Raw genomic sequence first — 23,964 nt, 5'->3', positions numbered from 1 at the left:
GTCCATGTCACGCTCCCGATTGCCGCCCCCAATCAACCCGCGTAGATCGGACACCCCACATGCTGGCGACACGCATCCGCCGATGGAAGTCGGTGGCGCTTGGCACCGCTGCCGTCCTGGTCGGCCTCACCGTGCCCGCGCTCACCGCGACCCCCGCCGCGGCGACGACGACGGCGTACGACTCGACGTACTACAAGAACGCGGTGGGCAAGACGGGTACGAGCCTGAAGTCGTCCCTCCACACGATCATCAGCACCGGCGTCTCGAAGATCTCGTACTCCGCGGTCTGGGACGCGCTGAAGGTCGTCGACCAGGACCCGAACAACAGCAGCAACGTGCTCCTGCTCTACAGCGGTGTCTCGCGCAGCAAGTCCCTCAACGGCGGCGACGTCGGCGACTGGAACCGTGAGCACACCTGGGCCAAGTCCCACGGCGACTTCGGCGAGTCGGTCGGCCCCGGCACCGACCTGCACCACCTGCGCGCCTGCGACGTCCAGGTCAACAGCACCCGCGGCAACCTGGACTTCGACAACGGCGGCAGCGCGGTCACCAGCGGCGGCGGCAGCAAGGTCGACTCCGACTCCTTCGAGCCGCGCGACGCCGACAAGGGCGACGTGGCCCGCATGATCCTCTACATGGCCGTCCGCTACGACGGCGGCGACGGCTTCGCCGACCTGGAGCCCAACGAGAAGGTCAACAACGGCAGCAACCCGTACATGGGCAAGCTCTCCGTCCTCAAGGCCTGGAACGAGGCGGACCCGCCGAGCGCCTTCGAGGAGAAGCGGAACCAGGCCATCTACGACACCTACCAGCACAACCGCAACCCGTTCATCGACCACCCGGAGTGGGTCGAGGCGATCTGGTAGGACCCCGCGTCCCACAGCCCCACCACAGGGCCCTCCCGGAGTGTTCCCGGGAGGGCCCTGTGTCATGGGCGTCTTGGTGGATCATGGTCATGATGATCGCCAGGGCGGGCGTGGGAGCGGGGAGGACGAACCAGTGGGCTACTGCCTGGAGATGAGCACCGGTGACATGCGAGGGGTGATACGGCTGCTCACGGCGGTGGAACGGACTCAGGAACAGGAGCGGATGCTCGCCATCGTGCGCGAGCGGTGCCAGAAGGCCGACGCCCGGCTGCGGGAGGCGGGCGACGACCTGCGGGTGCCGGTCGTCCGGGCGCTGGAGGAACTCATCGAGGGCGGGCCGCCGAGCGCGGAGCTGTGTCCGGCGTACACGTACGCCTTCCGCGAGGCCGTGGCCCCCTACTTCTCCGACCCCACCGACCTCGGGACCTGGCACCGGCCGTCCTGGTTCTTCGCGCTGGACAGCGAACTCGCCCGGCACGGCGTCCCGAGGGAGGTCCTGCCCTCGACCTTCCTCTTCAGCGGACCGCCGCTGCGGCTGCCGCACCCAGGTGACGCGGTCCCGCAGATCGGTGTGCTGCCGGCCCAGCGGGCGGTGCTGCTGGCCGAGACGTACGAGCGGGTGCTGAGCCTGCTGGACGACGAGTTCGCCACGACGGCGCGACGGTTCGCCGAGCTGATGCGGTTCGAGGCGGAGGAGTGGGAGACGGCGCGCCGGCTGGGCCGCAGGGACGACACGATCTTCTTCTGGTTCCGCTGACCGGCGGGGACCCGGAGGCCCCCGCCGCGCACCGGGCCCGGCGGGGCCTCGGACCTTGCCTCAGACCTTGCCTCAGACCTCCGTCGCCTCGACGTGCTCGTACCAGGCCGCGGGATCGCCGGGCTTGGGGCTCTCCTTCACCCACTTGCTGCTGGTGACCTTGAAGCGCGCGCCCGGCATGAGCAGCACCTCGTCCTCCGTGCCCTGGTACTGGTGGAACGGGTCGATGTCACGGCCGTACTTGCCGGTCAGGGTCAGCTCCAGGAGGATGCGGTGACGTACCGTGCCGCTGCTCTGCCCCCACATGAAGTCCTTGGCGACCTTCTGCTTCCGGCTGGTGCTGTCGAAGGAACTGGTGAAGACGGAGCCCATCCCGTAGTTCAGCGCCGCGATCTTGCCGAACTGGCTGACCGCGCCCTCCCCGCCGATGTTCCAGTCGCCGCGGTACACCTTGCCGGTGACCGGAGGCAGCCGGTGCATGGCGTCCATCGTCATGTCGGCGTGAGCCTTCAGTTCCTCGAGGAGCACCGGCGCGAGGACGTCGATCCGCGGCTCGATGACGTGCATCGCCGCCCTCTTGACCGCCTCGTCCGGGTGCCGGGCCGCAGCGAGATGACGGCTGATCACCGGGTCCTCCTCGATCGTGGGTATGTACTCGTGGTCGGGGTTCTGGGCGGCCCACCGCAGCTGGCTCTTGATCTGCTTCAGCGAGAGGGCCTCGGCTCCCGCCACGGCCAGGCCGCCGGTGCCGTAGGGCGCGTACCCCTCGGGCAGGAGCCGGCTGCGCACCACCGAGTTGATCATCTGGTGCGCCCCTCCGGTGTACGCCATCAGGGCGGTCGCGTGGGCGGGCTTGAGCTTCTCGGCGACGGCGACGGTGGAGGCACCGCCGTTGTCCGCCTTCCACTTGGTGAGTGCCGGGGTCGGATGGGCGTCGCCCTGCACGAAGGCGTTGTACTTGGTCTGCGCACGCGCCCCGCGTACGCCGGGCTCCATGAAACCGCTCGCCCGGGGGTCCGTGTCCCTCGGCCGCCTCGCCTCGGCGAGATACATCAGCTCGTGCGGGAACTGGCCGCCGACGCAGACGTTCTGGCGCAGCTCCTCCTCCGTGAAGGGCGCGATGTTCTGGTACATCAGGGCGGCGCCCTTGCCGGCGTTCAGGGCGGACTCCTTCGGGCCCTTGACCCCGGCGGCCCAGGAGCCGCGCAGGATCTCGTAGAGCGAGTGGTCCCAGGACGGCAGCATCCAGCCCATGACGGCCGTCCGGTAGTCGAAGACGTCCACCCCGGACACGTTGATCCACTGGAAGGTCTTGAGCATGCGGGTCGTGGTGCCCGACATGCCGGCGACGACCGGGATGCCGCGTGCGGCGGTGCTCTTGGCCCACTCCGCCTCCTGGTTGATCTCGTACCAGGCGAACCCCTCGGTCCAGGGCAGCTTCTCGTCCGGGCCCGGTCTGCCCGCGAAGGCCAGTTCGCGGTCGCTGAGCGGGGCGCCCCGGGTCTCGTAGTCGCGCGGGGTCTTGCGGTTGGCCTGCTTGTCCGCGTCGCTGCGCTCCTGGCGGGGCCCCTGACTGCTGATCATTTCCCGGGTGTCGCCTACGAGGGTCTCCGGGGTCGACTGCCACAGGATGTTGCCCAGCGCGTAGGGGTCCTTGGCGTAGTTGTAGCCCTTGCCCTTGAAGCCGGCGGCCGTCTCCATCGCCGACCGGGTCCAGCTGTTGAGGAACGCCGAGTGTTTCTTCAGCTCCTCCTGGTTCATGCCGAGGGTCGCCGCCATCTTCGGCCGGGGGCCGATGATGCCGTTCAGGATCTCCTTGAGCGAGAGCTTGCCCGCGCCGCCGTCCGGGCCGGTCGTGTTGTAGTAGGCGGCGTTGTAGACGGCCGTCATCAGCTCGCGGAGGTTGCCGTCGCGGGCGAAGAAGTCGTTGATCTGAGCCGTGGTCATACCCTCGCCGACCTGGCCGCCGCTCGTCCTGTCGTCCTTGAAGAAGGACTTGTTGGCGAGGGCCGGGTCCTTGCGTGACTCGGCGGCGTAGGCGATGAGCAGCCGCTTGAGCCGCGCCACCGTCTTGCGGGCCGCCTCCAGGGCCTTCGGGTGCCGGAACGCGTACGCGCCCAGCCGTGTCTCGAACTCCTCGGCCGCGGCCTGCCAGCCCGTCTTCGCGTAGTACTGGGCGTGGTCGAAGGGCACCTCGCCCTCGCCGTAGCGCTGTACGGCGACGGGGCCGCCGCTGCGTGCGGGAGCGGAGGCCGCCGCCCGCTGCACCGGCTCCTCGGTGACCGGGACCGGACCGGCGAGGACCCGGCGGGCGTTCTCCTCCGCCGCGCGTTCGAAGCGGTCGGAGGGGTCGGAGACGCTGAGCCCGGACCCGTTGTCGGTCCCCGCGACCGGGCCCTGGCGCTGCTGGACGACATGGGTCAGCTCATGGGCGAGGGTGTGCCGGTCGCCGCCGCCCGCGCCGATGACGACATGGCTGCCCGAGGTGTAGGCGCGGGCGCCGATCTCGGCGGCCGAGCGCTGGGCGGCGGGGCCGGTGTGCAGCCGTACGTCGGAGAAGTCGGCCCCGAGCCGCGCCTCCATCTCGGCACGGACCGCCCCACCCAGCGGCTGCCCGGCCCCGCGCAACACGTCCGGGACGGACGAACGCTGCACCGGCACCTCGGAGTCATGACCGCAGGACGAATCGTGCACATGGCGCTGCACCTCCGGCGACCGCCCCCCACCGCGCAGCGCCTCCGGAACGGACGAGCGCTGGACCGGGGACTCGGGGTCATGGCCGCAGGACGGGTCGTGGACGTGACGCTGCACCTCCGGCGACCGCCCCCCACCGCGCAGCGCCTCCGGAACGGACGAACGTTGAACCGGCGCCGCCAGATCGTGACCGCAGGACGGGTCGTGGACGTGGCGCTGGACCTGCGGCAGCCGGCTCCCGCCGCGCGGCACCTCCAAGGCGGACGAACCCGGCGCCGCCAAGTCGTGGACGTGGCGTTGGATCTGGCGTTGCCGTTCCACCGCCTGGACGACGGCGGCGTTCCCGGCGGACCGCTGCAGCTCGAGCAGCTGCCGGGCGGCCGGCCCCTCGGCGGTGGTGCCGCTCTCCCGGGCCGGGGCTGCCTGACGGGCGGCCGACCGGGTGGCGTCGTCCTGCTGATCGCGTGGGCGCATACCTCCGATTCTCGGCCGTCCCCCTTGTCTGCAACGGGAGTTCGCCCGAAGGGGCCACCGTCGCTGCCCGGCGGGCCGCGGGGTGTGCCCCGTCGGCCGCCCGAAGGTGCCTCAGCCCAGGTGCGTCGGGGCGAACATCCGCAGCAGGGCCGGGAGGACGACCACGGACGGGCCGGGGGCGGCCAGGGCCTTGGCCAGATCCTGCTCCAGCGTCTCCGGGGACGTCAGCACGCCGGGCACACCGAACGACTCCGCGAGGGCCGCGTAGTCCGGGCGGGCCAGCTCCGTCGCCGTGGTGGCGCCGAACGCGTCCGTCATGTACTCGCGGAGGATGCCGTAGCCGCCGTCGTCGACGACGAGCCAGGTGACGGGGAGGTCGTACTGCTTCGCCGTCGCCAGCTCGGCGATCGAGTAGAGGGCGCCGCCGTCGCCGGAGACCGCCAGGACCGGGCGGCCGGGGTCGGCGGCGGCCGCGCCGAGGGCCGCCGGGAAGGCGTAGCCGAGGCCGCCCGCGCCCTGGGCGGAGTGCATGGTGTTGGGGCCCTTGGCGTCGAAGGCGGACCAGGCCCAGTAGGACAGGATCGTCATGTCCCAGAAGGACGGGGAGTCGGCGGGCAGGGCCCTCCGGACCGACGCCAGCAGGTCCTGCTCCAGGGTGAGGTCCTGGGCGGCGATGCGCTCCGCGACACGGGACAGGACGGTCCGTACGCGGGCCGGTGCCTCCGGGTCCTCGCGTCGGTCCACCGTCTCCAGCAGGGCCTGGAGGGCCAGCCGGGCGTCGGCGTGGATGCCGAGGGCCGGGTGGTTGGACTCCAGTTTGCCGAGGTCGGCCTCGATCTGGATCACCCGGCCGCGCGGGGCGAACGTGTGGTAGTTCGAGGAGAGTTCGCCGAGGCCCGAGCCGACCACCAGCAGGACGTCCGCGTCCTCCAGGAAGTCCGTGGTGTGCCGGTCCTCCAGCCAGGACCGCAGGGACAGCGGGTGCGTCCAGGGGAAGGCGCCCTTGCCGCCGAAGGTCGTGACGACGGGGGCGGCCAGTCGCTCCGCGAGCTGTCGCAGCTTGCCGGACGCGTCCGCGCGCACCACTCCCCCGCCCGCGATGATCGCCGGCCGGGCCGCGCGCGTGAGCAGGTCGGCCGCCACCGCCGTCAGCTCGGGCCGGGGCGCCAGGTCCTCGGGGAAGGCGTCGACCCCGGTGACGACGGGGATCGACGTCGGTGCGAGCAGCACGTCCTGGGGGATCTCCACCCACACCGGGCCGTGCGGGGCCGTCAGCGCCGACGTCCAGGCCGCCGCGACGGCCGAGGGGATCTGGGACGCGCTGCGGACGGTGTGCACCGACTTCACCACGCCGCGGAAGGACGCCGCCTGGTCCGGGAGTTCGTGCAGATAGCCGTGGCGGCCGCCGCCCAGTCCCGCCGTCGGGATCTGACTGCTGATCGCCAGCACGGGCGCGGAGGCGGAGGCCGCCTCGTGCAGCGCGGCGAGCGAGGTCAGCGCGCCGGGGCCGGTCGACAGCAGCAGCGGGGCGGCCTCCCCGGTGATCCGGCCGTAGCCGTCCGCCGCGAAGCCCGCGTTGTTCTCCACCCGCAGGCCGACGTACCGCAGGGAGGAGCGGCGCAGGGCGTCGAACACGCCCAGCGCGTGCTGGCCGGGCAGCCCGAAGACCGTGGTCGCGCCGAGCGCGGCCAGGGTCTCCACGACGAGGTCTCCGCCGATCCGGCCGGGCGGCGGGTCGAGCGCGGCCTTCGTCTGCGCGGCGGTGGGGCGGAGCACCAGGTCGTGGTCGTGGGTCACTGCGCGCGAGCCTCCGCGATCTGCCGGGACATGATGGTCGTCAGTTCGTACGCCGTGTGCGACGCCGCCACCGACGTGATCTCCGCGTGATCGTACGCGGGGGCCACCTCGACGACATCGGCGGAGACCAGGTGGCAGGAGGCGAGTCCGCGCAGGATCTCCAGCAGCTCGCGGGAGGTCATGCCGCCGGCCTCGGGGGTGCCGGTGCCGGGGGCGTGCGCCGGGTCCAGGCAGTCGATGTCGATGGAGATGTACAGCGGCCGGTCGCCGATGCGCTGCCGGAGCTGGTCGGCGACCTCGTCGGCGCCGCGCCGGTAGATGTCCGCCGAGGTGACGATGCCGAAGCCCATCTTCTCGTCGTCGGTGAGGTCCTGCTTGCCGTAGAGGGGCCCTCGGGTGCCGACGTGCGAGAGGGCCTCGGTGTCGAGGATGCCCTCCTCCACCGCCCGGCGGAACGGCGTGCCGTGCGTGTACTCGGCCCCGAAGTAGGTGTCCCAGGTGTCGAGGTGGGCGTCGAAGTGCAGCAGCGCGACGGGGCCGTGCTTCTTCGCCACGGACCGCAGCAGGGGCAGCGCGATGGTGTGGTCGCCGCCCAGGGTCATCAGCCGGGCGCCGGTGCCGAGCAGTTCGTCCGCCGCCGCCTCGACCGTCTCGACGGCCTCGTTGATGTTGAACGGGTTCACCGCGATGTCGCCGCCGTCCGCGACCTGCGCGAGGGCGAAGGGGGAGGCGTCCTGCGCCGGGTTGTAGGGGCGCAGCAGCCGGGACGCCTCACGGATCGCGTTGCCGCCGAAGCGGGCGCCCGGCCGGTAGGAGACACCCGAGTCGAACGGCACACCGACGACGGCCACGTCGGCGCGGCCGACCTCGTCGAGGCGGGGCAGCCGGGCGAAGGTCGCGGGTCCGGCGTACCGCGGGATGCGGGAGGAGTCGACGGGTCCGCGAGGCGTGTCGTTGCCGCTCATGGTCACAGGCCTTCTCTCTGGGGGGTGTCTCCACGGTAGGTGGCCGACCGACGGCTGCGAAGCGTACGTTTCCTCCATACGGCGTCCAGGAAATGGAGGGAACGCACAATGGAGGTAACGCCCGCCATGCCCGGGAAGCCCGCGTTTCCCCTCACCCCGCCGGTCCCGCTCGCCGCGCTGCTGGCCCGTGAGGACCTGGCCCTGCGGCAGATCGCCGGGCCCGCCGACCCCGGCACGGTCCTGCACGGGGCGCACACCTCGGAGATGGCCGACCCGTACCCGTATCTGCTGGGCGGTGAGCTGCTGCTGACGGCAGGCGTCCACATCCCGGAGGCGGCTGGATCGGGCACCTACTTCGACGACTACGTGGCCCGGATCGTGGCGGGGGGCGGCGCGGCCCTCGGCTTCGGTGTGGCCCCGGTGCACGACACGGTGCCGCGTGCCCTGGTCGCGGCCTGCGAGACGCACGGCCTCCCCCTGGTCGAGGTCCCGCCCCGCACCACCTTCGCGAGCGTGGCCCGCGCGGTCTGGCAGCTGATGGAGCGGGCCCGCACGGCCGAGCTGCGCCGCGTGACGGAGGCCCAGCAGAGCCTCGCCTCCGCCGCCGCCCGCCCCGACCCGGTCCCGTCCGTCCTGCGCCGCCTGGCGGTGCGCATCGGCGGCAGGGCGGTCCTGTACGGACCGGAGGGCACGGAGATCGCGACGGCGGGCCCGGCCGCGGACCCCGACGACTCCCTCTCCGCCCTCGCCCGCCGGCTCACCGCCCGTGGCTCCGCCACCGCCAGCGACACCACCCCCACGGGCGCCCACCTCACGGCCTACGCCCTGGGCAACGACTTCGTCCTGACCGTCGCCACCCCGACCCGCGAACCGGGCGACCACACCATCGCCTCCGTCGCGGCGGTCCTCCTGACCCTCCTCACGAGCACCCAGGAGACGGGCTCGGCGACGGCCCGCACCTCGGCCCTGGTACGCCTGCTCCTGGGATCGACACCGCAGGAGGTGACCCCACTGCTGGACACAGGCGACCGATGGCTGGTAGTACACGCCTCACCTTCCAGCCAAGGGGAGCATCCCCACCCAGGGGCGCGGGGAACTGCGCGGCCAGCCCCCACGCACCCGCACCCGCCGGACCAGCTGTCCGCCGCCGCGCTGAGCGCATCCCTCGGCTCTCCCCTCATGGACATCGCACCCGACGTCGTCCGCATCCTCGTACCAGCCGACCGCACCCCAGAACCCCAGCCCGACTGGACCCTCGGCGTGAGCAGCGAGGTACCCGCACACCACCTCCCCACGGCCGACGCGCAAGCGGCCCGCGCCCTCGCCCGCGCCCGAGCGACCCGCACCCCCCTCGCCCGCCACACACCCCCCAAGGCCTTCGCCTCCCTGCTCCCCCCGGGGGAGGCCGAGGAACACGCCCGCACCCTCCTGGCCCCCCTCGCCGCGGCCCCCGCCCTGAAGGAGACCCTCCGCACCTGGCTCTCCCTGCACGGCAGCTGGGACAGAACGGCCGTCGCCCTCGCCGTGCACCGCAACACGGTCCGTCAGCGGATGGCGCGCTGCGCGACCCTGCTGGGGACGGATCTGGACGACCCGGACGTCCGGACGGAGCTGTGGTTCGCCCTGCGCGTGATCGACCAGTGACGCACGTCCCAGCGCCCGGAACGGTGACGACGGCCACAGTCCGCTGCCCCACAATGGGGACCATGCCGATACCCGGGACCCCCAGCCGCGCCGAACTCGTCGACCACCTCGTCAGAACCCGTATCGCGGGTGAGGTCGCCACGCCGCGCGAGAACAACCTCTCCCACTACCGCCAGCTCGCGAACGGCAACCGGAACTACTGGTTCGGCCTGGAATTCGGCGACCGCTGGACGGACGAGCAGGACGTGCTCGCGGTGATGGCGGAGCGGGTGGGGGTCAACGACGACGCCGCGCACCGTTACGGCCAGGACACCATCGACCCGGAGCTGACGGTCGACGGCCTGGACCGGATGGCGGCGCGGCTGCGCAAGGCCGCCGAGGGGCGGCAGCGGGTGCTGTTCGCGACCGGTCACCCGGGCGGTCTGCTGGACGTGCACCACGAGACGTCCGCCGCGCTGCGGGCGGCCGGCTGCGAGATCGTGGTGATCCCGGAGGGGCTCCAGACGGACGAGGGGTACGTCTGGCAGGTCGCCGGGGTGGCGGTGCTGGAGCACGGGGCGACCCTGTGGCACACCCACTCGGGCGCGCCGATGAAGGCGATCCTGACCGCGCTGGAGCTGACGGGCCGCCCGCTGCCCGACCTGGTGGTCGCCGACCACGGCTGGGCGGGGTACGCGGGCCAGCACGGCGTGGACTCCGTCGGGTACGCCGACTGCAACGACCCGGCGCTGTTCCTCGCGGAGGCGGAGGGGACCGTACAGGTGGCGGTCCCCCTCGACGACCATGTGCCCAGCCCGCGCCACTACGACCCGATGGTCGCGTACCTGCTGGCGGAGGCCGGCCTCGAGGAGCGCTAGGGCCGGCCGTCGGCCCTCGGGACGCGGACCACGCCCTCCTGGATCACCGAGACCGCGAGGCGTCCGTCCTGCGTGTAGATGCGGGCCTGGCCGAGGCCGCGCCCGCCGGACGCGGACGGCGACTCCTGGTCGTAGAGCAGCCACTCGTCGGCGCGGAACGGGCGGTGGAACCACATCGCGTGGTCCAGGGAGGCCCCGACGACGTCCCCGACGGCCCAGCCGCCGCGCCCGTGCGCGAGCAGGATGGAGTCGAGGAGGGTCATGTCGGAGACATAGGTGGCGAGGACCACGTGCAGCAGCGGGTCGTCCGCGAGCTTGCCGTTGGTGCGGAACCAGACCTGGCTGTGCGGTTCGCGGGGCTCGCCGAACCTGCCGTAGGGCGGGTCGTCGACGTACCGCAGGTCGATCGCCTCGCGGGCCTCCAGGAACCGCTCGACGACCGCGGGGTCGAGATGGTCGTAGCCGCGCAGCCGTTCCTGGCCGGTGGGGACCGTCTCGGGGTCGGGGGCGGGCGGCATGGGCGCCTGGTGGTCGAGGCCCTCCTCGTACGACTGGAAGGACGCCGACAGCGCGAAGATCGGCCGGCCGTGCTGGACGGCGACCGCCCGGCGGGTGGTGAAGGAGCGGCCGTCGCGGATCCGCTCGACGTTGTAGACGATGGGCGCGCCCGGGTCGCCCATGCGCAGGAAGTACGCGTGCAGGGAGTGGGCGTGCCGGTCGGCGGGGACCGTACGTCCGGCGGCGACCAGTGCCTGCGCCGCCACCTGGCCCCCGAAGACCCGGGGGACGACGGCGGAGCGGGACTGGCCGCGGAAGATGTTCTCCTCGATCTGCTCGAGGTCGAGCAGATCGAGGAGATCCTGAAGTGCCTGGCTCATGGCTTCCAGTTGTACCGGCCGGCGATTGCGGGGGCCTTACAGGCCCATGTCCTTGGCGATGATCGACTTCATGATCTCGCTGGTGCCGCCGTAGATCCGGTTGACGCGGTTGTCGGCGTACAGACGGGCGATCGGGTACTCGTTCATGAACCCGTAGCCACCGTGCAGCTGGAGGCAGCGGTCGATGACGCGGTGGGCGACCTCGGTGGTGAACAGCTTGGCGGAGGCGGCCTCGGCGGCGGTCAGCTCGCCGGCGTCCAGGGCCTCGGTGGCGCGGTCCACGACGGCCTCGGCGGCGTCCACCTCGGCCTGGCAGGCGGCCAGCTCGAACTTGGTGTTCTGGAAGGACGCGACGGTCTGGCCGAAGACGGTGCGCTCCTTGACGTAGTCCTTCGCGAACCGGACGGCGGCCCTGGCCTGGGCGTAGGCGCCGTAGGCGATGCCCCAGCGCTCGGAGGCCAGGTTGTGGCCGAGGTAGTAGAAGCCCTTGTTCTCCTCGCCGAGGAGGTCCTCGACGGGGACCTTGACGTCGACGAACGCCAGCTCGGCGGTGTCGGAGGTCTTCAGGCCGAGCTTGTCGAGCTTGCGGCCGACGGAGTAGCCCTCGGCCTTGGTGTCGACGACGAAGAGGGAGATGCCGTGGCGGCGGTCCTCGGCGGTCGGCGCGGAGGTGCGGGCGCAGACGATCATGCGGTCGGCGTGCACGCCGCCGGTGATGAAGGTCTTGGCGCCGTTGAGGACGTAGTGCGTGCCGTCCTCGGAGAGCTTGGCGGTGGTGCGCATACCGGCGAGGTCGGAACCGGTGCCCGGCTCGGTCATCGCGATGGCCCACATCTCCTCGCCGGAGACGAACTTCGGCAGGAAGCGCTTCTTCTGCTCGTCGGTGGCGAGGAGCTTGATGTACGGCAGGCCGAGCAGGACGTGCACGCCGGAGCCGCCGAAGGTGATGCCGGCGCGGGCGGTCTCCTCGTAGAGGATGGCCTCGAACTTGTACGAGTCGATGCCGGCGCCGCCGTACTCCTCGTCGACGCGGATGCCGAAGACGCCCAGCTCGGCGAGCTTGTAGTAGAAGTCGCGCGGCGCCTGGCCGGCCTCGAGCCACGCGTCGTAGACGGGGACGACCTCGGCCTCGATGAAGGCCCGGAGGGTCTCCCGGAACGCCTCGTGATCCTCGTTGAACACCGTACGGCGCACCGCCGCCACCTCCACCTGGCTCAAAGGGTCCATATCTAAGCGCTTGCTCAGATGATTACCGTACCGGTGGGTAGGGAGAGGAGTCCAGAGCCTTCGGGACACGGCGCCCGTAACGCTCGTCACGTGGGGCGAGGGGCGCCCCGGTCGAACCCGGGAGACTTGGCCACACGTCGAGCACCCCGACAATCCCCTCGCCCTTCGAGAGCCGGGTGAAACCAGGCACGCGAACAGCCGCAACAAAGGGCCGGACGGGGATCCCGCCGCCGCCGAGGCTCCTCGCTGCGCCACGCAACTCCATTGATTCGGAGCCCAGTTGAGCAAGAGCCCCTCCCCTCGCTTTGCCAATTATTGGTTGCCCCTTTTCGAAAGCACTGCTTTGCTCTTGCATTGCTGTGTGAAATCTGTGACCAACGGGTGGGGAATTGACCGAGAAACGGGGAAGGCGCCTTCATGGTGCCCGCTCTGAGGGGTGGGCCCTCAGAGCGACAAGTGCGGGTATGGCTGGCGCCGTCCTGCTCTCGCTTGTCACGGTGGTGGGAATCGCCGCCGAATCCGCGTCTGCCAAGACCGAGCAGACCCAGCAGGCCGACTCCGACCAGTCGGCTCTGATGCAAGCACGACAGACCGGCGAGCCCGTTGAGGTGGAGTCCGAGCGCACTCCGTACTCGACCACCACGGCGAACCCGGACGGTACCTACAAGCTCGTACAGTCCACGACCCCGCAACGGGTACAGGCGGTCGACGGTTCGTGGCAGGACACGGACCCGACGCTGGAACGCCGCTCCGATGGCACGGTAGGGCCGAAGGCCGCCGTGGTCGACTTGGCGTTCTCCGGCGGCGGCAGCGGAGAGAACCTCATACGGATCGGCAACGAGCGAGGCGCGCTGCGGCTCGGCTGGCCGGGAAATCTGCCCGAGCCGATGCTGGACGGAACGACCGCGACGTACCGAGAGGTCCTCAAGGGCGTCGACTTGGAGCTGACGGCGACGGCTGAGGGCTATCGCGAAGTCCTCGTCGTCAAGTCCGCACAGGCCGCGGCCACCGCCGAGCTGGAGCATGTCGAGTTGACCGTTACCGGCCAGGGACTCCACGTTGTCCCGGGTCACGACGGTGGACTGCGTGCCGTGGACGAGGACGGCAACACCGTCTTCAACGGACCCGCTGGACTGATGTGGGACTCCTCCGGCACCGAGAAGGAAAACGCGGCGAAGCCCCTCCAGCGGCAGAGCGCCGAGCGTCCGGCTGCCGAAGCCGATGCGACCGTGCCGGGTGTCGGTGACGCCAGTGCCGAGATGCCCGTGACTGTGGAGCATGGAGCCATCAGTGTCCGGCCGAGTCTGAAGCTGTTGCGAGGCAAGGACACCGTCTACCCGGTGCGCATCGACCCCTCCGTCGGCCTCGGTGCATCCGAGCGCTCCGTGCTGTCCAGTGACGGTGACCGATTCTGGCAGTTCAAAGGCGACTACGGTGTAGGCAACTGCAGCGTCTCCGGGCCTTATTACTGTGGCAGTAACTACACCAACCGCATGTATTTCGAGTTCGGCGCCTCGAAGCTGGCCGGCAAGCAGGTCATCGACGCCACCTTCCGGGCCAAGGAGACCTGGTCCTTCACGTGTGACGCGAAATGGGTCGACCTGGAGCGCACGAACAACATCTCCGAGGGCACCCGCTGGCCGGGACCGTCGATCCTGGACCACATCGGGGACAAACTCGTCTCCGCCGGGCGCGGCAATCTGTGCAGCCCGGATCAGCCGGACAAGTGGATCGAGTTCAACGACAACCCGGACGAGTCGGATGAGAACCTCACCGCCACCGTCCGCAACCTGGCTGCGGGCAAGTACTCCCGGCTGACGCTGATGCTCCAGGCCAAGGACGAGGGCGACCCAGCCGCCTGGAAGCGCTTCGACGACAACGCCGAACTCCAGGTGATCTACGTCCCGAAGCCGGGCGTACCCTCGGCCGTCGGACTCATTCCGGGCAGCGGGACGACCGCGTACTGCAACAAGTCGCAGTCGGACCCGCTGATCGTCACCCGCCTCGACCCGATGGTCCAGGCCCGGGTGCAGACGCAGGTCAAGCCAACGAACACGGACGAGAAAGGCGAATTGCAGGGGGAGTTCGTCGTCGAGCGCGGAGACGATGCCGCCTGGCACTCCGTATGGTCCGACTACCGGCCCAAGCCGGGCTGGCACCCGGACGAGACGCTGGAGACGGTCCGGATGACCGACCGGGCCGACGGCGGGCTGTACCGGATGCGGTCGCGTACCCAGTCCCACTGGACGTACGGTAAGAAATCGGGCGACCTGTGGTCCGCCTACTCCTCCTGGTGTTACTTCAAGATCGACTCCTCTGCGCCCAAGGCCCCGCAAATCACCAATACTGGCTTGTACGCCGAGTGCACGGCCAACCTATGCAACGCGAATGGCGGACCGGGCATCGCGGGCTCCTTCCAACTGAAGCCGAATGCCGCCGACAAGGACGTCACCGCATACCGCTGGCGTCTGCTCACCCAGAAGTCGGCCACCACCACGACCGGATCCACGGTCACCATCACTCCCACACCGACTCTGTCCGGCACTCAGGTGCTGACTGTCCAGGCCAAGGACGTACGCGAACGCTGGGGTGACCCGAAGGAGTTCTCCTTCAAGGTTGCCAATGCCCAGGGCCCCGTGGGCGTCTGGCACCTCTCCGATGGCGTCCCCGGCTCGAATGTCGTCACGGCCAAGGACACCGCAACCGAAGGGAGCCGCCACGACCTCACCCTGCATCCGCAGACCGGTGGAACGGCGGCCACCTGGTCGGTCCTGGGCCGCCGGGGCACTGCGGACTACTCGCTGCGGCTCAACGACGATGTCACCGACAGCACCAAGCAGACCGGTTACGCCGACACCGCGAGCCCCGCAGTGAACACGGGTGACTCCTTCACCCTGTCCGCCTGGGTACTGCTCACCGACGACTCGGCGAGCCGGGTGATCGCCTCGGCCCCGGGCACAGGCGGCTCCGCCTTCACCCTGTACTACTCGTTGTCGTACAAGAAATGGGTGTTCAACCGTACGGCGGCGGACGTGACGACCAACCCCGTCTACATCCGCTCCGTCGCGGACACCGCCAATCCGCCCAAGGAGGTGTGGACACACCTCACCGGCGTCTTCGACACCAAGAACGACACCGACAGGACGAACGACACCATCCAGCTGTTCGTCGACGGCCGCCCGCAGGGTCAGCCTGTCAAGCTCTACGGTGCCTCCACCGCGTACACGCCGTGGGTCTCCACCGAAGGTCTGCAGATCGGGCGCTCCAAGGTCGCCGGTGTTTACAGCGAGCCCTTCCTAGGCCGGATCGACGAGGTCAGCGTCTGGCAGCGAGCCCTGACCACAGATCAGGTCCGGCAGGAGGCCGGGCTGGAGACGGACGGCGTCGCCGCGACCGAGCTGGTGGCCTACTGGGACGGCGCGGGCGCCGCGAACGGCAAGGTCACCGAGTACACCTCCTATGCTCCCGCAGCCATGAACATCTCGTCCACGGGTGTCGTGGCCGACGCCGACGAGAACGAGCTTCGGCTCGATGGCACGACGGGCTATCTGTCGACCACCGGACCGGCAGTCGACGAGCTGGGCTCCTTCACGGTCACCGCCCACGTCAAGCTGGACAAGGCCAAGTTCGCAGCACTGCCCGTCGGGCGGCGGGCCCAGGTCTTCGGCCAGGCCACCCCGGACGGCAAGGAGTCGTCGTGGGCTCTGTGGGTGGAGAAAGTCTCCGCCGAAGGTTATCTGTGGTGCTTCGGCCGTACGGCGACCGACTCCACCGGCAAGGTGACCGCTTCGGCGTCCGTGCCCTCCGAGGCCTCGGCGGAGCTGGACACCTGGGTCCAGGTGACCGGTGTTTACGACGCAGCTGAGGAAACCGCGGGCGGCTACGGCAACACCCACCTGTACATCGGCGAGACCGAGCAGGCCCAGGAGGGCGGTTCTGGCTTCACCGCACTGCAGCAGGGCAGCGGCGAACTCGCAGCCGGCCGCGGCCGGGCCGGCGGCACGACGGGGCACTACCTGCCCGGCTCGCTCGACGAGCTGCGGGTATGGGCCGGCGCGATGAGCGCAGACCAGGTGCGTTCCAAGGTGCTGGGAGTGCCCGGCGACGAGTGATCTGTGGCTGGTCGGCATGCACTTGTGCGTGCCGACCAACCACCCCCCTTCTTTCTTCTTCAGACCACCACAGCACGGCGCGCCGTGCTGCTCGCTGCCCTGCACAGGGCGGCCAAACAGGGGAGCGCGATGACATGAAACGGCTTCGATCACACATACCCCGAAGAGGGAATTGGGCAGGACGTGCTGCGGCAGTCATCGGATTCGCGATGCTGCCCACGCTCCTCGCCCCCGTAGCCTTCGCCGCGAACACCGACCCGCTGGGCAGACCGGATCTCAAAGCTCCGCAGGCGACCGAGGTCAGCCCGTTCACGGCCGAGGTGAACAAGAAGACCGCGGCCGTCATGAAGCAGGCTGCTGAAGCAGACCGTACCGCCGCGGCCCGGGCGCTTCACGACCAGCAGCGGAAGGTCACCTGGCCGAAGGCAGGGAGGGCTCGTTTGACGGTGCCCACTCACGTTGGGGCATCCAGTACCGCTCATGCCGCCCCGGGCTCGCTGCCGGTCACGGCCACTGCCCCGAGAGAAGGCACGGCTGCCAGGTCCATCACCGTCGAGGTCCTGGACCAGAAGGCTGCGGCGGCTCTGGGAGTGAAGGGCGTAGTCTTCAAGGTCAGCGGCCAGGGCGGCGGCCGGACCGAACTCGGCATCGACTACTCGGGCTTCGCCTCGGCCTACGGCGGTGACTGGGCGGGACGCCTGAGCCTGATCCGACTGCCTGACTGCGTACTGAAGGATCCGGCCGCGGCGAAGTGTCGTACCCGCACCGATCTGGATGCGGTCAACGACCGTACGAAGGAACGGATCTCGGCCCCGCTGAGCCTGGCGGCAAACGGTGCCCCGACCATGGTGGCGCTCGCGGCAGGGGCCAAATCCGGCTCCGGCGATTACAAGGCGACCCCGCTGTCCGCCTCCTCTACCTGGGAGGCCGGCGGCTCCTCCGGCTCGTTCACCTGGTCGTACCCGCTTCGGGTCCCGCCGGCCGCGGCCGGCGCGCAGCCCTCGCTGGCGATCTCCTACGACTCCGGCGCTGTGGACGGGCGTACCGCCTCGACCAACAACCAGGGCAGTCAGGTCGGCGAGGGCTTCGATCTGACGTCGTCCTACATCGAGCGCTCCTACGGCTCATGCGACGACGACGGCCAGGACGGCAAGTACGACCTGTGCTGGAAGTACGACAATGCCTCGATCGTCCTCAATGGCAAGGCCAGTGAGCTCGTCAAGGACGACACCAGCGGCAAGTGGCGCCTCAAGAACGACGATGCCTCCGTCGTCACTCGCGGCAAGGGGGCCGACAACGGTGACGACGACGGCGAGTACTGGACGGTCGTGACCGGCGACGGCACCAAGTACGTCTTCGGCCAGAACAAGCTCGATGGCGCGGGAAGCGACGACCGCACCCAGTCGGTGTGGACCGTGCCGGTCTTCGGCGACGACAAGGACGAGCCCGGCTATGACGAGGGCGCAAGCTTCTCCGGCCGCTCCAAGAACCAGGCCTGGCGCTGGAACCTCGACTATGTCGAGGACACCCACGGCAACGCCATGTCGTACTGGTATACCGCCGAGCACAACAACTACGACAAACTCGGTGACGACACCACCGGCACCGACTACGTCCGCGGCGGCTATCTGAAGGAGATCCGCTACGGACAGCGCGCCGCCGCCCTCTTCTCCAACTCCCCGGCTGCTTCTGACAAGGTCGTCTTTGGTTACTCGGAACGCTGCCTCGCCTCCGGTACCGGCTGCGACGCTCTGACCAAGGACACCCGCGACAACTGGCCGGACGTGCCGTTCGACGCGATCTGCAAGGCCGGCGACAAGTGCACCGGCAATGTGGGGCCCACGTTCTTCACCCGTAAACGCCTGACCACCGTCACCACCTACGCGTGGAACGCCGCGGCCCCGACGCCCGGCTTCGAGGCGGTCGACGAGTGGGCGTTCAAGCATCTCTACCTTGACCCGGGCGACACAGGTGACGCGACCGACCAGTCCCTGTGGCTGGACGAGATCAAGCACACCGGCAAGCGCGGCACCGACCTGTCTCTGGACCCGGTCAAGTTCAGCCACGTCATGATGCCCAACCGTGTCGACGGCACGGCCGACAACATCCTGCCGCTGAACAAGCCCCGGCTGAAGACGGTCACCTCCGAGACCGGCGCACAGACGATCGTCACCTACGCGCCCTCCGAATGCTCGGCCGGCGGCAGCAAGCCTAGGCTCGACGAGAACACGAAGCGCTGCTACCCGGTGTACTGGTCGCCCAACGGCGAGAAGGAGCCGCTCCTCGACTGGTTCCAGAAATACCCGGTCACCTCGGTGTCCACCACCGACCCCTACGGCGGCTCGGAGGCGGTGCAGCACACCTACCAGTACTCCGGCGGTGGTGCCTGGCACTACAACGAGGACCCACTGACCCCGGCCAAGCAGCGCACCTGGTCCATCTGGCGCGGCTACGGCAAGGTCACCCACCTCACCGGTGTCCCAGGCCGCACCCAGAGCAAGACGGTCACCGTCTATCTGCGCGGAATGAACGGCGACCGGGTCCTGGGTGCCGACGGCAAGACCCTGGACAAGGACGCGCGCAAGACCGTCAAGGTCTCCGGCGTCAAGGCGGGCGACGTCACCGACTCCGACCAGTACGCGGGCTTCACACGCGAGACGGTCACCTACAACGGCGACACCGAGGTCGCCGGGGTGGTCAACGATCCGTGGTCGAAGCGGACAGCGACGCAGCACAAGTCGTACGCGGATGCCGAGGCGTACTACGTGCGCACCGGGGCCACGCACACCCGTACCACCGTCACCAGCAGGCTCACTCCGTACGACCGGGTGCGCACGGTGACGACCGGCTACGACGGCTACGGCATGGCCGAGACATCCGAAGACCAGGGCGACGATGCCATCGACGGCGACGAGACGTGCACCCGCACCTGGTACGCCCGCAACGAAGCGGTCGGCCTCATCTCACTGGTCTCCCGAATCCGCACAGTCGCCAAGCTCTGTTCGGCCGCGGACTCGACCCTCGACCTCCCGGCCGACTCCAAACGCGCAGGCGATGTCGTCTCCGACACGGCCACCGTGTACGACGACACCGCGGCAACAGCTTGGGCGGCCTCCCAGAAGCCCACCAAGGGCGAGGCGAACTGGACCGGACGGGTCAGGGGGTACGGGAGTGACGACGCGCCGTCGTGGCAGAAGGTCTCCACAACGACGTACGACACGCTCGGCCGCCCCGACGCGGTCAAGGACACCAACAATCTGACCGTGTCCAAGACGACGTATGCGCCCGTCGCCGCAGGTCCGCTGACCTCGACCGTCGTCGAGGACGCCAAGCAGTACAAGACGAAGACCATCGTCGACTTCGCCACCGCCACGCCGCTGACGGTCACCGACCCCAACAGCAAGGTGACGGAGCGGGAGTACGACAGCCTCGGCCGGGTGACGAAGGTGTGGCTGGCCAACCGCTCCCGGTCCCTGAACAAGACGCCGAACTACGTCTACGCGTACAAGGTCACCAACGCGGCCCTGTCCTGGGTTTCCACCGGGACTCTCAAGGGCGACGGCTCCGGCTACAACACCACGTACGAGTTCTACGACTCCCTGTTGCGCTCTCGTCAGGTCCAGGCGCCGAGCCCGATCGGCGGCCGGATTGTCTCGCTGACCGAGTACGACGAGCGTGGGCTGGTCGCGAGCCTCCAGCAGGACATCTGGGACGACAAGTCGGTGCCCTCCAGCACCCCGGCTCAGCCGGACGGCGGCCAGGCGCCGATCCAGACGGACACGACGTACGACGGTGCAGGCCGTCCGAGCAAAGCGGTGACCAAGGTCCACGGACTCACCCGGTGGAGCGTCGACACCACCTACACCGGTGACACGGTCACGGCCAGCGCGCCGGCCGGCGGTCAGGCGACCGCGGTGGTCACCGACGCCTTCGGCCGGACGACGGAACGCCGTGAGTACGGCGGGCCGGCTCCGACCGGCACCGACTACACCACGACCGGATACACGTACACGCCGGCCGGACAGCAGGAGACGATTACCGGGCCCGACAAGACCACGTGGTCGTACATGTACGACCTGTTCGGCCGCCAGGTCACGGCGACAGACCCCGACAAGGGCAAGAGCTCCACCGAGTACAACGAGCTCGACCAGGTCATCGGCACCACGCCGAACGACGACCAGACCAAGAAGCTGGTCTACGAGTATGACAGCCTCGGCCGCAGGACGGGCATGTGGCAGACCTCTAAGACAGACGCCAACAAGCTCGCGGCCTGGACCTTCGACGCGGCTGCAAAGGGACAGCAGGACACCGCCACCCGCTATGACGGCGGCGTGGGTGGGACCGGCAAGGCCTACACCCAGAAGGTCACGTCGTACGACGCGCTGTACCGGGCGACCGGCAGTCAGTTGTTGCTGCCCGACACGGAACCGCTGGTCGCCGACGGTCATGTGGGCAAGACGCTGTCGTTCAGCACCGCTTACAACCTGGACGGCACGGTGAGCCAGACCAGCGCGCCGGCCGTGGCAGGTCTCCCTGCCGAGACCGTGTCCTACGGCTACGACTCGACCGGTCACCAGTTGACCTCGAAGGGCACGACCGGCTACCTCCAGGGCGCAGCGTTCTCCCCACAGGGTGACCTGAGGCAGCTCACTCTCGGTGTGGACGGCTCGGCCTCGGCGAAGAAGGCCTACCTCAACTGGGACCACGAGGAAGGCACACGTCGGCTCACCCGCTCCTACGTCACCGATGACGTGCATGGCTATATGCCCCAGGAGCTGAAATACCACCAGGACGACGCCGGCAACGTCACGTCGATCTTCGACACCACCACCCAGGGCGGCACCACGAAGGCCGACTACCAGTGCTTCGCCTACGACGGCCATCGCCGTCTGACCGAGGCCTGGACCCCGAAGACCGCAGACTGCGCGGCCTCCGGGCGCTCGGCGTCCAACATCGACGGCGCTGCTCCGTACTGGACGACGTACACCTATAACGAGAGTGGTCAGCGCAAGACGGAGACGCAGCACTCCTCGTCGACCGACAAGACCACTTCGTACGTCTACGACGACACGACCGTCGACAAGAAGCCGCACACGCTGGACCGGACGACCGGTGCGAGGATGGCGAACTATTCCTCCGACAGCAGTGGCAACACCACCTCCCGCCCCGGCCCAGGCGCCCAGCAGACCCTGGCCTGGAACACCGAGGGGCAGCTCACCAAGCTCACCGAGACCACCAAAGAGACGAACTACCTCTACGACGCGGCTGGCGAGCTGCTGATCCGCCGGGCCAAGGGCGACGGGGACACCGTCCTGTATCTCGGCGCGGGGGGTACCGAGGTAAGGCTCACGACCAAGGGCACGGCGAAGACGGTCACCGGCACCCGCTACTACGGAGCCGACGGCCAGACCATCGCCGTCCGCACGGCGACCTCCGGGGTCTCGGGCACGAAACTCTGTTTCCTGGCCGGCGACCACCACGGCACGTCGAGCGTCGCCCTCGACGCAGGCACCTACGCGGTCACCAAGCGCTACAGCTCGCCGTTCGGCGGGACCCGCGGCACGAAGGCGGCCACATGGCCGGACGACAAGGCGTTCCTGGGCAAGCCCGCCGACGACAGCACGGGCCTGACCCACATCGGCGCCCGTGAGTACGACCCCGGAACCGGCCAGTTCATCAGCGTCGACCCGGTCCTCTCCCTCGACCAGCACCAGTCCCTGAACGGCTACAGCTACGGCGGCAACAGCCCCGTCAACAATGCTGACCCGACGGGCCGCCAGTACCCGGCGGACCAGGGCGGCAGTAGCGGGGGCAGCGGCTGCTACTTCATGCTGACGGATCCGTGCGGGGGAACGACCACCACGGGGGGCGGCGGCAGCGGCTGCTACTACGTCCTCCTCGATCCCTGCGGTTCCGGCGGTGGCGGCGGGGGTGGTGCCGGGGGTAGTGGCACCGCCCCCACGAGCAGCACTGGCCAGACCGGCAGCGGCGGCCCTCGCTACTCCTGCTCGGGCGTCGGCCCCGCCGAGTCGTGCAAGCTGATCACCGGACCCGGCGACTCTAGTTCCAACGGCGGCAACTACCTCGGTAGTCTGCTCACCAATGGGGACTTCTGGTCCGGGCTGATCGAGACGGTCGGCGGCGCCTTCGCCGAGGGCGGCGGGATGTTCCTCTTCGCCTCCGGGGTCGTCGAGTGCGGAACGGGCATCCTGTGCGCGGCCGGTGCTCCGTCCATGGCCGGGGGAGCCTCCCTTGTCGTGGCCGGCAAGCCACTGATCGACTCGGGGTCGGACAAGCTGGGTCAAGCCTTCAGAGAAGCTGACGGGGCTGCTTCCGGCAGCGAGAGCGGCGGAGCCATCGCACAGAAGAACGGTAAGGCCTACGAGCAGTTCCTTGAGGAGAAGCTGGGCGGCGGCGGAGAGTTCATGGAGAACGGCCGCCAGTTCGACGGCGCGTACATCGACTCGGCCACCGGCCGTGGCACTTGGTACGAGGCAAAGTCAGGAAAGTTCTTCGAGGACACGCTCAAGGACCCCAAGCGGCTGGGCAAGTTCTACTCCACGGAAGGGCAGAAGGCCGGGATCGCTCGGGATCGCGGAATCGACTACCAGATCATCTCCGAAAATCCGATTCCGGGTCAAATTACCAACTGGTTGCAGAAGAAGGGGATTCCGTGGACCGTGATGCCGCAGTAACGGCTTTTAGTCGATACAGCGTAAAGAAAGGACGGATTTGTGTCTAGGACTGTAGACATCGATTTCACCTTCGGAGAGGCGATTTCGGTCTTGGACGCGTTGGATGCCCTGCTCGGTTCGGGACTGCGTATGCCGTCGGACACCGAGGTGCTCTATCTCCTCGATGAGGACGGCATGTTCGAGTGGCAGAAGGCGCCCGCTTCCGACGTGGACGATGTCATCTCCCGACTGGCGGACAAGCAGTGGGAGGACAGAGTCGTCGGCATGACCCTGCTCCTTCCCGACGGGCCCCACGGCGGTGATCTCCTGTTCCATCCGGGGCGGACATCGGTCTCGTTCGTGGTCGCCGTCCATCCTAGGCTCCTTTCAGGCTCCTCCCGCTTCTGCGACCTGGGCTGGTATCTGGAGAGGTTGGTCCCCGCGCTTGAGCCGCTGGGGCTGGCGGAGATCGAGGCCCGGGACACGCCGTAGGCGGGTGCGACCGTAGCAGTCGCCTCTGAGTGGGTGAGACCGTCCGCCGCCGGGGAGATCTTCCCGGCGGCGGACGCCTACGAGGAGAGCGCCGGTTACGCCGCAATGTACGAATGTGCCGTTTCGCATGAAGCGACTGCGCGTACTGCATTGGTGGGATCGGCCAGGACGACTTTGGGGGCGACATCGGTTATGACATGTCCTCGCTCATGGAGTAGTTTGTCCGCTCTCGTTCTGGTACCCCGGACACCTCGGTACTCCCATGATGCTCGCAATGCAGGTTCAGCAGCTTGGTGAAATGGAATCCATGGAACTCACCAAATCGAGCGATGTTTCATTTCCGGAAATGCGCAGGAATGCGGTTTCCGCAGTCCATACCCTTGCGGACGAGGCGTACCAGCGTCGCGTGTGGCTCGACAAGGACTACCCAGAGGCTCTCTTGAAAATGGCCTGAGTTGATGCGCGTTGGTAGAGGTCAAGCGGTCTCTTCTCGCGGGGTGACGGTGATGTCGAGGCCGAGGGCGGCG

At 69.1% G+C, this 23,964-nt stretch carries 13 protein-coding genes; 8 read left to right on the top strand and 5 right to left on the bottom strand.

Annotated features, from left to right (window positions below):
- Positions 1-59 precede the first annotated feature (59 nt).
- Positions 60-866 carry an endonuclease gene (locus ABZ490_RS41410; protein WP_359002637.1) on the top strand — a complete coding sequence of 269 codons (807 nt, stop codon included), beginning with the start codon at positions 60-62 and terminating at the stop codon, positions 864-866.
- A 151-nt stretch (positions 867-1,017) separates the two neighbouring features.
- A complete protein-coding gene (locus ABZ490_RS41405) occupies positions 1,018-1,623 on the top strand; it encodes a hypothetical protein (RefSeq protein ID WP_359002635.1) in 606 nt (201 codons plus the stop codon).
- Positions 1,624-1,695: 72 nt separating this feature from the next.
- On the opposite strand, the gene ABZ490_RS41400 is transcribed toward ABZ490_RS41405, so the two are convergent.
- The 3 genes from ABZ490_RS41400 to speB all read right to left on the bottom strand — a co-directional run bounded on the left by ABZ490_RS41400 (position 1,696) and on the right by speB (position 7,553).
- Complete coding sequence (locus ABZ490_RS41400) at positions 1,696-4,791, bottom strand: DUF4157 domain-containing protein (protein ID WP_359002633.1); 3,096 nt, start codon at positions 4,789-4,791, stop codon at positions 1,696-1,698.
- A 111-nt stretch (positions 4,792-4,902) separates the two neighbouring features.
- Entirely contained in the window at positions 4,903-6,588 is a 1,686-nt protein-coding gene (locus ABZ490_RS41395; RefSeq protein ID WP_359002631.1) for a thiamine pyrophosphate-binding protein, read from the bottom strand.
- Positions 6,585-7,553 carry an agmatinase gene (gene speB, locus ABZ490_RS41390; protein ID WP_359002629.1) on the bottom strand — a complete coding sequence of 323 codons (969 nt, stop codon included), beginning with the start codon at positions 7,551-7,553 and terminating at the stop codon, positions 6,585-6,587. The genes ABZ490_RS41395 and speB overlap by 4 nt, the downstream gene beginning before the upstream one ends.
- A gap of 126 nt (positions 7,554-7,679) precedes the next feature.
- Between speB and ABZ490_RS41385 the strand changes: the two genes are divergently transcribed.
- Together ABZ490_RS41385 and ABZ490_RS41380 are read left to right on the top strand one after the other, a co-directional pair.
- Positions 7,680-9,197, top strand: a complete 1,518-nt coding sequence (locus tag ABZ490_RS41385) for a helix-turn-helix domain-containing protein (RefSeq protein WP_359002627.1) — start codon at positions 7,680-7,682, stop codon at positions 9,195-9,197.
- Between the two features lie 62 nt (positions 9,198-9,259).
- Positions 9,260-10,054 carry a phosphatase gene (locus ABZ490_RS41380; protein WP_359002625.1) on the top strand — a complete coding sequence of 265 codons (795 nt, stop codon included), beginning with the start codon at positions 9,260-9,262 and terminating at the stop codon, positions 10,052-10,054.
- On the opposite strand, the gene ABZ490_RS41375 is transcribed toward ABZ490_RS41380, so the two are convergent.
- Positions 10,051-10,932: an acyl-CoA thioesterase II gene (locus ABZ490_RS41375; RefSeq protein WP_359002623.1), complete on the bottom strand. Its 882-nt coding sequence runs from the start codon at positions 10,930-10,932 to the stop codon at positions 10,051-10,053. The two genes, ABZ490_RS41380 and ABZ490_RS41375, sit on opposite strands and share 4 nt — an antisense overlap.
- A gap of 36 nt (positions 10,933-10,968) precedes the next feature.
- On the bottom strand, positions 10,969-12,126 hold the full coding sequence (locus ABZ490_RS41370) for an acyl-CoA dehydrogenase family protein (RefSeq protein ID WP_359002721.1): 1,158 nt from the start codon (positions 12,124-12,126) through the stop codon (positions 10,969-10,971).
- Positions 12,127-12,734: 608 nt separating this feature from the next.
- Between ABZ490_RS41370 and ABZ490_RS41365 the strand changes: the two genes are divergently transcribed.
- The 4 genes from ABZ490_RS41365 (at position 12,735) to ABZ490_RS41350 (ending at position 23,891) form a co-directional block, all read left to right on the top strand.
- Positions 12,735-16,271: a LamG domain-containing protein gene (locus ABZ490_RS41365; RefSeq protein WP_359002719.1), complete on the top strand. Its 3,537-nt coding sequence runs from the start codon at positions 12,735-12,737 to the stop codon at positions 16,269-16,271.
- A gap of 209 nt (positions 16,272-16,480) precedes the next feature.
- Positions 16,481-22,966 (top strand): RHS repeat-associated core domain-containing protein, encoded by a 6,486-nt coding sequence (locus tag ABZ490_RS41360; protein WP_359002621.1) that lies wholly within the window; start codon positions 16,481-16,483, stop codon positions 22,964-22,966.
- A 39-nt stretch (positions 22,967-23,005) separates the two neighbouring features.
- Positions 23,006-23,437, top strand: a complete 432-nt coding sequence (locus ABZ490_RS41355) for a hypothetical protein (protein ID WP_359002619.1) — start codon at positions 23,006-23,008, stop codon at positions 23,435-23,437.
- A 274-nt stretch (positions 23,438-23,711) separates the two neighbouring features.
- Complete coding sequence (locus ABZ490_RS41350) at positions 23,712-23,891, top strand: hypothetical protein (RefSeq protein WP_359002617.1); 180 nt, start codon at positions 23,712-23,714, stop codon at positions 23,889-23,891.
- Positions 23,892-23,964 lie beyond the last annotated feature (73 nt).

It is taken from the genome of Streptomyces sp. NPDC005811, assembly GCF_040630405.1.
In the GTDB taxonomy this organism is placed as follows: Bacteria; Actinomycetota; Actinomycetes; order Streptomycetales; family Streptomycetaceae; genus Streptomyces.
The sequence above is the reverse complement of the archived record's forward strand: the minus strand, read 5'-3'. Positions and strand labels throughout refer to the sequence as shown.

Coding starts and splice junctions, on each gene's coding strand:
- ABZ490_RS41410 (WP_359002637.1), top strand. CDS start 60: ATGCTGGCGACACGCATCCGCCGATGGAAGTCGGTGGCGCTTGGCACC.
- ABZ490_RS41405 (WP_359002635.1), top strand. CDS start 1,018: ATGAGCACCGGTGACATGCGAGGGGTGATACGGCTGCTCACGGCGGTG.
- ABZ490_RS41400 (WP_359002633.1), bottom strand. CDS start 4,791: ATGCGCCCACGCGATCAGCAGGACGACGCCACCCGGTCGGCCGCCCGT.
- speB (WP_359002629.1), bottom strand. CDS start 7,553: ATGAGCGGCAACGACACGCCTCGCGGACCCGTCGACTCCTCCCGCATC.
- ABZ490_RS41385 (WP_359002627.1), top strand. CDS start 7,680: ATGCCCGGGAAGCCCGCGTTTCCCCTCACCCCGCCGGTCCCGCTCGCC.
- ABZ490_RS41380 (WP_359002625.1), top strand. CDS start 9,260: ATGCCGATACCCGGGACCCCCAGCCGCGCCGAACTCGTCGACCACCTC.
- ABZ490_RS41375 (WP_359002623.1), bottom strand. CDS start 10,932: ATGAGCCAGGCACTTCAGGATCTCCTCGATCTGCTCGACCTCGAGCAG.
- ABZ490_RS41365 (WP_359002719.1), top strand. CDS start 12,735: ATGCAAGCACGACAGACCGGCGAGCCCGTTGAGGTGGAGTCCGAGCGC.
- ABZ490_RS41360 (WP_359002621.1), top strand. CDS start 16,481: ATGCTGCCCACGCTCCTCGCCCCCGTAGCCTTCGCCGCGAACACCGAC.
- ABZ490_RS41350 (WP_359002617.1), top strand. CDS start 23,712: ATGCAGGTTCAGCAGCTTGGTGAAATGGAATCCATGGAACTCACCAAA.